Genomic DNA, 12,215 nt, shown 5'->3' with positions numbered 1-12,215 from the left:
TATCATAGGCACCTCTTTGCCTGGCTTGCACGATTACCATGATCGAGAACGACTACACCCTGGCCTGGGGCCTCTACGCCGTGGCCGCCCTAGGCTGCCTTCTGGTGGGCTTCAAGTTCACCGGCTGGATGTGGCGCTGGCTGCGCGAACCACTGCGCGTCGTGCTGGCGGTGCTGCTGCTTACGCCGACCGTGGTCGACCCAGTCAAGGACAGCTTCGCTCCGGCCATTGCCATCACGGTGCTGGACGTCGCCTTCAAAGTGGGCAACAACGCCTGGCGCGCAGTATCGGACTTTGCCATGTACGGCATGATCGCCTTCGTGCTGTATTTCCTGTTCGTGCTGGTGCGCTGGCCGCTGGAGAAACGCGCCCGCGAGCGCCGCCTGCGTGCCCAAGCCGCCGCCCAGCGCGAGGCCGCCGAAGCGCAGGCGCTTGCGCCTGGGGAGGCCTTGGCCGCGGAACGCAGCGATCGTTACCGTGACGACCCGCCTGCGCTGCCTGCCGGCGCTGGCCGGGTCGAGCCCCGCCTGTAAACGGAGACACCGCCATGTGCGAACTGCTGGGCATGAGTGCTAACGTCCCCACCGACATCGTCTTCAGCTTCACCGGCCTGATCCAACGCGGCGGGCGCACCGGCCCGCACCGTGACGGCTGGGGCATCGGCTTTTACGAAGGGCGCGGCCTGCGCCTGTTCCAGGACCCTGCCGCCAGCAGCGAGTCCGAAGTGGCCAACCTGGTAAGACGCTACCCGATCAAGAGCGAAGTGGTGATCGGGCACATCCGCCAGGCCAATGTCGGCAAGGTCTGCCTGGCCAACACCCACCCCTTCATGCGCGAGATGTGGGGGCGCAACTGGTGCTTTGCCCACAACGGCCAACTGGGTGATTTCACCGGTTCCACAAGCTTTTACCAGCCCATTGGCGATACCGACAGCGAGGCGGCGTTTTGTGACCTGCTCAATCGCATCCGCGGCGCTTTCCCGGAGCCGGTGCCGGTGGAACAGCTACTGCCGGTGCTGGTCGAAGCCTGTGCCGGTTATCGCGCCCGCGGCGTGTTCAACTGCATGCTCAGCGATGGCGGCTGGCTGTTCTGCTTCTGTTCGACGAAACTGGTCCACATTACCCGCCGCGCGCCGTTTGGCGCGGCACGGCTGAAGGATGTAGACCTGATCGTCGATTTCCATACCCAAACCACCCCCAACGACGTGGTCACGGTGATCGCCACCGAGGCCTTGACCGAGAACGAAACCTGGAACCGCTACGCGCCAGGTCAGTGGGCCCTGTGGCGGCACGGCGAGTGCACCGCGCACGGACAAAGCTAAGGATGCTGCATGTTCAGAAGTTACCTGCGGTTGCTGCTGTTCACCCTCGGGCTGTTGGCCGGCATCCAGGTCCCGGGGCTGGTCAAGGACTATAGCCAGCGCGTGGAGGCCCACCTATTCGAATCTCGCGAGGCGCTGGACGGTTTTCGCCAGACGGCTGAGCGTTTTTTCAACGGCGACCTGCAAGCCTTGTTGCGACACTACCGCAGCAGTGACGACCCCGTTTTTCTCAGTGATGCCAACAGCATCGAAAGCCTGATGATTCGCAACCAGATGCTCGAAGACGAGTGGCAGGCGCTGCAAGGTTCATGGGCGCAGCGTACCTGGCATGTCCTGACGCAAGCCGACCCGCGGCTGCGAGAAGAAACGCTCAACGGCTACAGCTACCAGGTCTTGCTGGTTCCGCAGGCCATCGGCTGGGGCGTCGGCGCCGGGTTCGTGCTGGCATTCGTGGTAGAAAGCCTGTTGCTGGGGATAGGTCGGTTGATACTGGGTGGGCGACGTGGTGCGGTTAAGGAGAGTTGGCGTTAGGCTGGGCGCTGACACGTTGGCCTAGCCATTTGCGCGGTTGCCCCAAATCGAGCCAAAACCCTTACTACATCCCCCCCGGCACCAGCACGATCCGTTGCCCGCCCACGTCCTGCGCATAGCGCTCCAGCACCTGCCGACAGACACCAACCACTTCATCCACCAACGCCACCCCGGTCTGCCAGGCCACCACCAGCTCCAGGCTTGGCGGAGGCTGAAGCCCAGCCAGCAGCACCAGGTCACCCTGGTTCAGTTCGGCCTCCACTAGGGCAGGTGGCAAGGCCCCGATGCCGAAACCGTCGCGCAACAAGCGGGTAATGGCCGCTACCGAATTGACGCAGTTCAGCCGCGGCGTTTGCACCCCGGCCCCTTGCAGCAACGCCAGTACTTCCTGGTGGGGCCGGGAATTCTTCGAGAAAGTAATGATGCGCTCGCGCCCCAGCTCGGCCAGTGACGCGTAGTCCCTGTGCAGGTGCGACCCGGCAGCGACCACCCAGCCCATCGGATAGCGCGCCAGATCCAGGCTGCGGATCGAAGGCTCGCGCAGCAAGTCTGTTTGCACGATCACGTCCAGAAAGCCTTTGTGCAGTTGCTCGCGCAAATTCAGCGCCGTGTCGGCGACCAGTTCGATCTCTACCTGCCGATAACGCTCGGTCAATTCGGCCACCAGCGCGCTCATCCAGGTATGAATGACCGTGTCCATTACCCCGAGACGAATACGCCCGACCTTGGCCCGGTCGCTGTCCAGCGACTGTTTGAGCGCCTTGGCGGTTTCCAGCATGCGCTCGGCATGTTCCAGCACCTTGCTGCCTTCCGGGGTCAGGCTGACCCCGCGCGAGTCGCGCAACAGCAGCTTAACGCCCAGGTCGGCTTCGAGCGCCGCGATACGGCTGGACACCGACGCCTGGGTAGTGAACAGCTTCTGCGCGGTCAGGCGGAAGCTCTTGAGGCGAGCGACCCAGACGAACGTTTCGAGAAAGCGAAGGTTCATGATCAGTTTTTCTTGTTCCAGACCCGGGGTTTTTCTCGTTGGACGCCAGCGCCGCGTGCTCTGAACATGAAGCCCAGGCCGCGACCTTTGCTGTCGCCCCATAAAACAATACCAACAAGCCGAGGCATCCATGAACCCCACCGGCACGCAGCAGCAGATCAGTTCCCCATCCTCCTCCGGGCCTTTTGCCTGGTACCGCGACATCGATCAACAACAGCGACGTACCTTCTGGAGTTGCAAGATCGGCTATGGCCTGGACGGCATGGACACGCAGATGCTCAGCTTCGTCATCCCCACGTTGATCATGTTGTGGGGCATCACCACCACCGAGGCTGGGCTGATCCACACCAGTACCCTGGTCGCTTCGGCCATCGGTGGCTGGGTGGCCGGCATTCTCTCAGACCGCATCGGCCGGGTCCGCACCCTGCAACTGACAGTGCTGTGGTTCGCCTTCTTCACCTTCCTCTGCGGCTTTGCCCAGAACTACGAGCAACTGCTGGTCGCCAGGACCCTGATGGGTTTTGGCTTCGGTGGTGAGTGGACGGCAGGCGCGGTGCTCATCGGCGAGGTCATTCGTGCCCAGGACCGCGGCAAGGCGGTGGGCATGGTGCAGTCGGGCTGGGCCATCGGCTGGGGGCTGACGGCCATCCTGTACGCGCTGCTGTTCACCTGGTTGCCGCCGGAGCAGGCCTGGCGGGCGCTGTTCTTGCTCGGGCTGGTGCCGGCCGTGTTCGTGATCTTCGTTCGGCGGCTGGTCAAGGATCCGGAGGTCTACCGCCAGGCCAAGGCAACCGAAGCCACTGCGGCGCCCTCGCATTTCTATGAAATTTTTGCCCCCGGCATGCTCTGGACCACCGTGCGTGCCTCGCTGCTGACCACCGGCGCCCTGGGCGGCTACTACGCAATCACCGCCTGGCTGCCCACGTTTCTGAAGAACGAGCGTGGGCTGAGCGTGCTGGGTACCGGCGGCTACCTGGCAATGGTGATCGTAGGCTCCTATGTGGGCTATGTGATCAGCGCCTACCTGTCCGACCTGCTTGGGCGCAAGAAAAATTTCATCCTGTTCGCCGTAGGCTCGTTCGTCATCGTGCTGCTGTACACGCAAATGCCCGTCAGTGATGGGGTGATGCTGTGGTTGGGTTTCCCGCTGGGTTTTTTCGCCTCGGGCATCTTCAGCGGCATGGGGGCCTTTCTGACCGAGCTGTTTCCCACGCGCGTTCGCGGCTCGGGGCAAGGTTTTTGCTACAACGTCGGCAAGATCGTCGCGGCGCTGTTCCCGCTGCTGATCGGCATGCTGGGGCAGCAGGTGCCGCTGGGCCTGGGCATTGGCCTGTTCTCGGCGGTGTCTTATGGCGTGGTGATCGTAGCAGCGCTGAGCCTGCCAGAAACACGCGGCAAACAATTGCAGGCGCGCTAAGGTAGGCACATGGATAACGACAAGGGGTACACCGTGGTGCAACGCCTGCTACTCAATTGCGACATGGGCGAAAGCTTCGGCAGCTGGCGCATGGGCCTGGATGCCGAGGTCATGCCTTACATCGACTGTGCCAATATCGCCTGTGGCTATCATGCCGGCGACCCCGGCATCATGCGCCGCACCGTGACGTTGGCCCTGGCTCACGACGTCACCGTGGGCGCGCACCCGGCCTACCCGGATTTGGTCGGCTTCGGCCGGCGCAGCCTGGCGTGCAGTGCCGAAGAAATCCGCGACTTGCTGCACTACCAGATCGGCGCGCTCGATGGCATCTGCAAGGCGCTGGGCACACGCGTCGCCTACGTGAAACCCCACGGTGCGTTGTACAACGACATGATGGCCGACCCGCTGATCCTGCGCACGGTGCTGGAGGCCGTGGCGGCCTATGACAGTGGCCTGCCGCTGATGCTCATGGCCACGGCCGACGATGCGGCCGCCCAGGCGCTGGGCGCTGAAATCGGCGTACCGCTCTGGTTCGAGGCGTTCGCCGATCGGGCCTACACCGCCAGCGGCCACCTGGTGTCGCGACGCCTGCCGGGCGCCGTGCACCACGACCCGGCCCAGGTGGTGGAGCAAGCCGTGAAGCTGGCCCACGGTCACGCATTGCTGGCCAGCGATGGCACTGCGTTGCTGCTCAAGGCCCATACGCTCTGCGTGCATGGGGACAACGACAGCTCGGTGGCGGCAGTTCGGCAGATTCGCCAGGCGCTTGATGGGATCGTATCAGCATGACCCCGCGCATCGAAGTGGTCGGTATCGATTGTCTGATGGTGCGCCTGTTCGAGCGCATCGAGGAAGCCAACATGCCCTGGGTGCTTGCCGCCAGCCAGCGCTTGCAAGCAGCGTTCGGTGCGCACTTGCGCGACCTGGTGCCGTCCTACACCACCCTGATGGTGCATTTCGACCTGGCGCCGGCCGATGCACGCTGCCTGATCAGGCAAGCCCTTGAAGGGCTACAGCCTGGCACTGACAGCAGCGGCTGTCGGCACGAGATACCGGTGTGGTACCACGCCAGCGTCGGTCCGGAGTTGCCCGTGCTAGCGCGTCAGGCAGGCCTGAGCGAAGCTGAGGTCGTGCGCTTGCACAGCGAACGTGACTACCCGGTGTTCGCCCTAGGGTTCGCGCCAGGTTTCGCGTTCATGGGGCTGGTGGACGAACGGCTGGCCACCCCGAGGCTAAGCACCCCGCGCAAGCAGGTGGCAGCGGGCAGTGTCGGGATTGCCGAGCGCCAGACCGCCGCCTACCCGGCCGTTTCACCCGGTGGTTGGAACCTGATCGGACGGACGCCGGTACGGTTGTTCGACCGTGAGCGCGACGGCTACAGCCTGCTGCAACCGGGTGACCGCGTCCGTTTCGTAGCGGTGACGCGGCAGGAATTTCTGGCGTTGGGCGGTGATGAAGAGGCACAGGCATGAAGCACTTGCGAGTCGAGGCCAGCACACCGCTGTGTGCATTACAGGATGCGGGTCGCTTTGGCGTGAGGCACCTTGGGGTCACCCAGGGCGGTGCTCTGGATTGGGTCGCGATGCACTGGGCCAACTGGTTGCTGGGCAATGCCCTGCAGGCTCCCGTCGTAGAGGTTGCCTTGGGTGGGTTCAGCGTGGTGGCGCAGCATGATTGCGTGCTGGCGCTGGCCGGGGCCGACTTGGACGCGCACATCGACGATCAATACCTGGCCCCTTGGCGCAGCTTCACCCTGACCAAGGGGCAGCGCCTTACTCTCCGGCAACCCCGGCGGGGCGTACGCGCTTACCTGGCTGCACCGGGCGGTTTCGATGCCGAGCCTGTGATGGGCAGTTGTGCCACGGTCGTGCGTGAGGGGCTGGGCGGAGTCGATGGCCAGGGGAGTGTGTTGCGTGAAGGTCAATGCTTGAGTTTTGCCGGTGCAGCGAAACCGATCGGCGAAGTGCCTGATCGGGCGCGCCCTGAATATGTTGCCAAGCCCACCTTGGACCTGGTGATCGGCGCGCAGATCGGCGACTTTGCCGGCCTCAGCCTGTTCGATGCCTTCAACCGCGACTGGACACTGGATACCCGTGCCGACCGCATGGGTATACGCCTGCTTGGCCCACCTCTGGTTTACCAAGGCCCGGCCATGATCTCCGAGGGCATTCCCCTTGGCGCCGTCCAGGTCCCGCCCGACGGGCAGCCGATCGTGTTGCTCAATGACCGCCAGACCATCGGCGGTTATCCCCGCCTGGGGGCGCTGACGCCGCTGGCACTGGCACAACTGGCACAGTGCATGCCAGGCGCGACGGTGCGGTTCCGACCGGTAGTGCAGGAGCAGGCATGGCGGGAGCAGCAGGGGTACTTGGAACGCTGGCGAGCATAGAAGGGCGCTTATCCTGGCTGCCTCACTTCGACAAATACCGCATCCCATCCTCCAACCCCTGCAAGGTCAGCGGATACATCCGGTCCTCGATCAGTTCACGCACCAGATGGGTTGAGGCGGTGTAGTCCCAGGCCTGGCGGGGGTATGGGTTGATCCAGATGACCTTGCGGAACTTGGCCATGATGCGCTGCATCCAGACATACCCGGCTTCCTCGTTCCAGTGCTCCACGCTGCCGCCCGGCTGGGTGATTTCGTAAGGGGCCATGGCAGCGTCCCCGACGAACACCACCTTGTAGTCGTCGCCGTACTTGTGCAGCAGGTCGAAGGTGGAATAACGCTCCGACGTGCGGCGCAAGTTGTTCTTCCACACCGTCTCATACACACAGTTGTGAAAGTAGTAGTACTCCAGGTGCTTGAATTCGGTCCTGCATGCCGAGAACAGCTCCTCGCAGACCCTGACATGGGCATCCATCGAGCCACCGATGTCGAACAGCAGCAGCAATTTCACCGTGTTGCGCCGCTCCGGGCGCATCTGGATGTTCAGCAGCCCCGCATCGCGCGCGGTATGGTCGATGGTGCCATCGATGTCCAGCTCTTCGGCAGCGCCTTGGCGAGCGAACTTGCGCAGACGCCGCAGGGCCAGCTTGATGTTGCGTGTACCCAGCTCCACCTGATCGTCCAGGTTCTTGTACTCGCGCTGGTCCCAGACCTTCACCGCCTTGCCCTGGCGCTCGCCAGCGTCGCCCACGCGGATCCCTTCGGGGTTGAACCCACCCGAGCCGAACGGGCTGGTGCCTCCGGTGCCAATCCACTTGTTGCCGCCTGCGTGGCGCTCCTTTTGCTCCTGCAGGCGCTGCTTGAACGCCTCGATCAGCTTGTCCAGCCCGCCCAGGGACTGGATCTGCGCGCGCTCCTCGGCGGTCAGAGAGCGCTCGAATTCCTTGCGCAGCCAGTCCTCGGGGATCAACGCCTCGATGTGACGATCCAGGTTCTCCAGGCCCTTGAAGTAAGCGGCGAAGGCTCGGTCGAACTTGTCGAAATGGCGTTCGTCCTTCACCAGGATGGCGCGGGCCAGGTAATAGAATTCGTCCATGTCGGCGAACACCACATGCCGTTGCAAGGCATGGTGCAAGTCGAGCAGTTCGCGCACCGACACCGGCACCTTCGCCGCGCGCATTTCGTTGAACAGGTTGAGCAACATGGCCCAGGCTCCCTCAGCGGTTGCCGCGCCGGCTCATGAAGGCCAGGCGCTCGAGCAGTTGCACATCCTGCTCATTTTTCACCAGCGCCCCGGCCAGCGGAGGGATGGCCTTGGTTGGGTCGCGCTCGCGCAGTACCGCTTCGCCAATGTTGTCGGCCATCAACAGCTTCAACCAGTCGACCAGTTCGGACGTCGAAGGCTTTTTCTTCAGGCCCGGTACCTTGCGCACGTCGAAGAACACATCCAGCGCCTCGCTGACCAGCGACTGGCTGATGTTGGGGTAGTGCACGTCCACGATGCGCTGCAGCGTGGCCCGGTCGGGGAAGGCGATGTAGTGGAAGAAGCAGCGGCGCAGGAAAGCGTCCGGCAGCTCCTTTTCGTTGTTGGACGTGATGATGATGATCGGGCGCTGCCTGGCCTTGATGGTCTCGTCGATTTCGTAGACGTAGAACTCCATCTTGTCGAGTTCCTGCAACAGGTCGTTGGGGAATTCGATATCGGCCTTGTCGATCTCGTCGATCAGCAGGATCACCCGTTCCTGGGCCTCGAAGGCTTCCCACAGCTTGCCTTTCTTGAGGTAGTTGCGTACGTCGTGCACCTTGTCCACACCCAGTTGGGAGTCGCGCAGGCGGCTCACGGCATCGTATTCGTACAAGCCCTGGTGAGCCTTGGTGGTGGACTTGATGTGCCAGGTAATCAGGCGCGCCCCGAACGAAGCTGCCAGCTGCTCGGCCAGCATGGTCTTGCCAGTACCGGGCTCACCTTTGACCAACAGCGGGCGCTCAAGGGTGATGGCCGCATTGACGGCCAGTTTCAGGTCGTCCGTGGCGACATAGTCACCCGTGCCTTCGAACTTCATTGGGTCTTTCCTCTGCTTGGGCTTGCGGGCCACGCGCAGCCGGCCTGCCAGGCCAGACCTTGGTGGGGTGGGCGACAGGCTGGTGCTCAAGTGGCCAACACAGGGTGTGTGATGGTGGCCCGACTATAACGCGGGGGTACGACGACTGAAAACGCAGACCGAGTATTCAGTCCCCGAATGCCTCGTCACCGCGCCTTAGTCGGAATCCGGCGCGCTGCGCTCGTAGCGCGCACTGAACGCCTGCACGAAACCATTGCGCAGGATCTGCAGGAATGCCTCGAATGCGCTGATGTTCTGCCTGCGCACGCTGCCACTGAGCTCAACGCGCGTGGCGAACTGGTTTTTCGGCTGGTTCTTGAGCACGGTTTCGGTGGCACCCACCAGCGCCTCCCACACCGAGCGGAACAGGCCCTTGTCCTTGTCCTCCACGTCCTGTTGCCAGTCGAACACCTCGACGTCGCGCAGCAGGGGCTTGATATAGCCGTTCAGACGGCCGTTGGTCGCCTCGGCCTCGATGACCACATCGCCATGACCCGCCTTGAAGTCGAACTTGCCATAGGCGCTGGCAAAGTCGTTGAGTCGGCGCAGCTCGATACCGGTGGCACGCAGGCGGAACTCGAAGTCGTCGAAGTCGCTGAACGGATCGAAGGTGGCACGGCTCTCGACCTTGGCATCGCCTGCGACCAGGGCACGGGCTTCGAAGCTGGCGTCGCGCCGGCCGGCTTCGTCACGGATGTTTGTGAGGTTGCGAACGCTGGCCTGCAACTGCGTCGCCTTGAGCGTGACCGGGGGCTTGGAGTTGAAGTTGTGGAAGGTCAGCACCCCGTCGTCGATTACCACTTCGTTGAGCGTGATGGGCAGCAGCTTGTCCAGTTGCTGACGCCAGTCAGTGCCCTGGCCGGTCTGGGAGTTCTGCTTGTCGCCGCCATCGACGAAGTTCAGCTCCGGGCGCATGAACGCCACTTCGGCCACCACGGCGCGGTCGTACCACAGCGAATGCCAGCTGACCGAGATGTCGATCACCGGGGCGTCGAGGAAGGGCACTGGCACCTTGCCTGTGGTCTTGACGATCTTCAGCCCGTTGACGGTATAGGCGCCGCGCCACCAGGCCAGGTCCACATCGCTGACCTGCCCACGGTAGTCGCCCATGTCGGCCAGCTTTTCATTGAGGTAGTCGCGCACCAGGTAGGGCAGGGCAAGCTGCAAGGCCACCAGCAGCACGATGAGGCTGCCCAGGGCGATCAGCGGCCAGCGATAGCGGGCTCTCATGGCAGTTCTCCAAGGCAAGGTGTGTGGTTGACCGCAGGGGCTGCGCCGGAGTTCGAACAGGCTTTACGGGCCTTGGGGCCGGGGCTTACCCTTGGGCCTTTCCGAGTTCTTCATCATGCCAAGGACCCTGCCATGAGCCGTATATACGCAGACAATGCCCACTCCATCGGCAACACGCCCCTGGTGCAGATCAACCGCCTCGCGCCGCGCGGCGTGACCATCCTGGCCAAGATCGAAGGGCGCAACCCAGGGTATTCGGTCAAATGCCGCATCGGCGCGAACATGGTCTGGGACGCCGAGAGCAGCGGCAAGCTCAAGCCCGGCATGACCATCGTCGAACCCACCTCGGGCAACACCGGCATCGGCCTTGCCTTCGTCGCTGCCGCCCGGGGTTACAAGCTCATGCTGACCATGCCGGCCTCCATGAGCCTGGAGCGGCGCAAGGTGCTCAAGGCCCTTGGCGCCGAACTGGTGCTCACCGAACCTGCCAAGGGCATGAAGGGCGCCATCGAGAAAGCCAACGAAATCGTCGCCTCCAACCCCGAGCAGTACTTCATGCCCGGGCAGTTCGAAAACCCTGCCAACCCGGCCATCCATGAAAAGACCACGGGCCCTGAGATCTGGAACGATACCGATGGCGCCGTGGATGTGATCGTTGCTGGTGTCGGCACCGGCGGCACCATCACCGGTATCTCGCGCTACATCAAGCACACCCAGGGCAAGGCGATCACCTCGGTGGCGGTCGAGCCCATCGGCTCGCCGCTGATCACCCAGACCCTGGCAGGCGAGGCGCTCACGCCCACGCCGCACAAGATCCAGGGCATCGGCGCGGGCTTCGTGCCGAAGAACCTCGACCTGTCGATCGTCGATCAGGTCATGACGGTGGGCGATGACGAAGCCAAGTCCATGGCGATCCGCCTGATGCAGGAAGAAGGCATCCTGTGTGGTATTTCCTGCGGTGCCGCCATGGCCGCTGCCGTGCGCCTTGCAGAAAAGCCGGAAATGCAGGGCAAGACCCTCGTGGTGATTCTGCCCGACTCAGGCGAGCGGTACCTGTCCAGCATGCTGTTCAGCGACCTGTTCAGCGAGCAGGAAATCCAGCAATAACCTGCCTTGGCGGTGACCCGAAGCAATACCTGGCGGCGGGGTTCATTGCACAATCTTCATCCGTCTCGTTGCGCCCAGGTGGTTTGTGCCTGGGCGCGATAGGTTTATGATGCCCGGATGATTTTCCCCGGATCAGGCAGCGCTGGCCTGTGTCCCGCCCTAGGAGTGTTGCATGACCGTTTCCTTCCTCGCCAAGGCAGGTGTGCTGCTGGTGTTCTTCGGCAGCGTGCTGTTCGTCCACCTGCGCGGCAAGGCCCGCCTGCCCGTGTTGCGCCAGTTCGTCAACCATTCGGCGCTGTTCGCCCCCTACAATGCGTTGATGTACCTGTTCTCGGGCGTGCCGTCCAAGCCGTACCTGGACCGCCAACGCTTCCCGGAGCTGGACGTGCTCAAGGACAACTGGCAGGAAATTCGCGAGGAGGCCCTGCGCCTGTTCGACGAGGGTTATATCCGGGCAGCCGAAAAGGACAACGATGCCGGTTTCGGTTCGTTCTTCAAGAAAGGCTGGAAGCGCTTCTACCTGAAGTGGTACGACAAACCCCTGCCGTCTGCCGAAGCGCTGTGCCCGCGAACCGTCGAGCTGGTCAGCAGCATCCCCAACGTCAAGGGCGCGATGTTCGCCCTGTTGCCCGGCGGCAGCCACCTGAACCCGCACCGTGATCCGTTTGCAGGTTCCCTGCGTTATCACCTGGGCCTCTCGACCCCCAACTCCGATGCCTGCCGCATTTATGTGGACGGCCAGCCCTATGCCTGGCGCGATGGCCAGGACGTGATGTTCGACGAAACCTACGTGCACTGGGTCAAGAATGAGACCGAGGTCACCCGTGTGATCCTGTTCTGCGACGTGGAGCGTCCTTTGAACAGCCCAATCATGACCCGCCTCAACCGCAAGGTCAGCGCATTTCTGGGCCGCGCCACCGCGCCACAGAATACCGACGATGAACGCGTGGGCGGGATCAACCAGGCTTATGCCTGGAGCAAGCGGTTCAGCAACAAGCTGAGCACGCGCGTCAAGCAGTTCAAGCGTGCCAACCCCAAGGCATACCGCGTGTTGCGACCGATTCTGGCCGTCGTCGTAGCCTATCTGCTGTACCGCTGGTTGTTCTGACGACGCCCTCGACCGGGAGGGGCGC

At 63.2% G+C, this 12,215-nt stretch carries 13 protein-coding genes; 9 read left to right on the top strand and 4 right to left on the bottom strand.

What is annotated here, in order from left to right; genetic code table 11:
• Positions 1-38 precede the first annotated feature (38 nt).
• The 3 genes from MOP87_RS14910 to MOP87_RS14900 are packed head-to-tail and all read left to right on the top strand — an operon-like array spanning position 39 to position 1,852.
• Positions 39-533 carry an MFS transporter gene (locus tag MOP87_RS14910; protein WP_242809748.1) on the top strand — a complete coding sequence of 165 codons (495 nt, stop codon included), beginning with the start codon at positions 39-41 and terminating at the stop codon, positions 531-533.
• 14 nt (positions 534-547) lie between these two features.
• A complete protein-coding gene (locus tag MOP87_RS14905) occupies positions 548-1,321 on the top strand; it encodes a class II glutamine amidotransferase (RefSeq protein ID WP_242809746.1) in 774 nt (257 codons plus the stop codon).
• Between the two features lie 9 nt (positions 1,322-1,330).
• Positions 1,331-1,852, top strand: coding sequence for a DUF2937 family protein (locus MOP87_RS14900; protein WP_027915825.1), 522 nt, complete (start codon positions 1,331-1,333; stop codon positions 1,850-1,852).
• Between the two features lie 64 nt (positions 1,853-1,916).
• Here the strand turns inward: MOP87_RS14900 and MOP87_RS14895 are convergent, their stop codons facing one another.
• A complete protein-coding gene (locus tag MOP87_RS14895; RefSeq protein WP_059183715.1) occupies positions 1,917-2,840 on the bottom strand; it encodes a LysR family transcriptional regulator in 924 nt (307 codons plus the stop codon).
• A gap of 130 nt (positions 2,841-2,970) precedes the next feature.
• On the opposite strand from MOP87_RS14895, the gene MOP87_RS14890 reads away from it, so the two are divergent.
• The 4 genes from MOP87_RS14890 to MOP87_RS14875 are packed head-to-tail and all read left to right on the top strand — an operon-like array spanning position 2,971 to position 6,646.
• Positions 2,971-4,257 carry an MFS transporter gene (locus tag MOP87_RS14890; RefSeq protein WP_027915826.1) on the top strand — a complete coding sequence of 429 codons (1,287 nt, stop codon included), beginning with the start codon at positions 2,971-2,973 and terminating at the stop codon, positions 4,255-4,257.
• Positions 4,258-4,266: 9 nt separating this feature from the next.
• A complete protein-coding gene (locus MOP87_RS14885) occupies positions 4,267-5,046 on the top strand; it encodes a 5-oxoprolinase subunit PxpA (RefSeq protein WP_059183716.1) in 780 nt (259 codons plus the stop codon).
• Entirely contained in the window at positions 5,043-5,729 is a 687-nt protein-coding gene (pxpB, locus tag MOP87_RS14880; protein ID WP_088523807.1) for a 5-oxoprolinase subunit PxpB, read from the top strand. The genes MOP87_RS14885 and pxpB overlap by 4 nt, the downstream gene beginning before the upstream one ends.
• Positions 5,726-6,646 (top strand): biotin-dependent carboxyltransferase family protein, encoded by a 921-nt coding sequence (locus MOP87_RS14875; RefSeq protein WP_028686828.1) that lies wholly within the window; start codon positions 5,726-5,728, stop codon positions 6,644-6,646. The genes pxpB and MOP87_RS14875 overlap by 4 nt, the downstream gene beginning before the upstream one ends.
• 22 nt (positions 6,647-6,668) lie before the next feature.
• Here MOP87_RS14875 and MOP87_RS14870 read toward each other — a convergent pair whose 3' ends face one another.
• The 3 genes from MOP87_RS14870 to MOP87_RS14860 form a co-directional block, all read right to left on the bottom strand.
• Positions 6,669-7,847, bottom strand: a complete 1,179-nt coding sequence (locus MOP87_RS14870; RefSeq protein ID WP_023534905.1) for a VWA domain-containing protein — start codon at positions 7,845-7,847, stop codon at positions 6,669-6,671.
• 13 nt (positions 7,848-7,860) lie between these two features.
• Positions 7,861-8,706, bottom strand: coding sequence for a MoxR family ATPase (locus MOP87_RS14865; protein ID WP_023534935.1), 846 nt, complete (start codon positions 8,704-8,706; stop codon positions 7,861-7,863).
• A 195-nt stretch (positions 8,707-8,901) separates the two neighbouring features.
• The gene (locus tag MOP87_RS14860; protein ID WP_242809744.1) at positions 8,902-9,975 is read right to left on the bottom strand and encodes a DUF748 domain-containing protein; all 1,074 of its coding nucleotides are present in this window, start codon (positions 9,973-9,975) and stop codon (positions 8,902-8,904) included.
• A 132-nt stretch (positions 9,976-10,107) separates the two neighbouring features.
• On the opposite strand from MOP87_RS14860, the gene cysK reads away from it, so the two are divergent.
• The gene (gene cysK / locus MOP87_RS14855; protein WP_242809742.1) at positions 10,108-11,082 is read left to right on the top strand and encodes a cysteine synthase A; all 975 of its coding nucleotides are present in this window, start codon (positions 10,108-10,110) and stop codon (positions 11,080-11,082) included.
• 172 nt (positions 11,083-11,254) lie between these two features.
• Entirely contained in the window at positions 11,255-12,190 is a 936-nt protein-coding gene (locus MOP87_RS14850; protein WP_088523804.1) for an aspartyl/asparaginyl beta-hydroxylase domain-containing protein, read from the top strand.
• Positions 12,191-12,215: the final 25 nt, after the last annotated feature.

Source organism: Pseudomonas sp. I3-I5 (genome assembly GCF_022699445.1).
Taxonomy (GTDB): Bacteria; Pseudomonadota; Gammaproteobacteria; order Pseudomonadales; family Pseudomonadaceae; genus Aquipseudomonas; species Aquipseudomonas fulva.
Note: the sequence above shows the minus strand (reverse complement) of the source record. Positions and strands in the feature narration are given on the sequence as shown.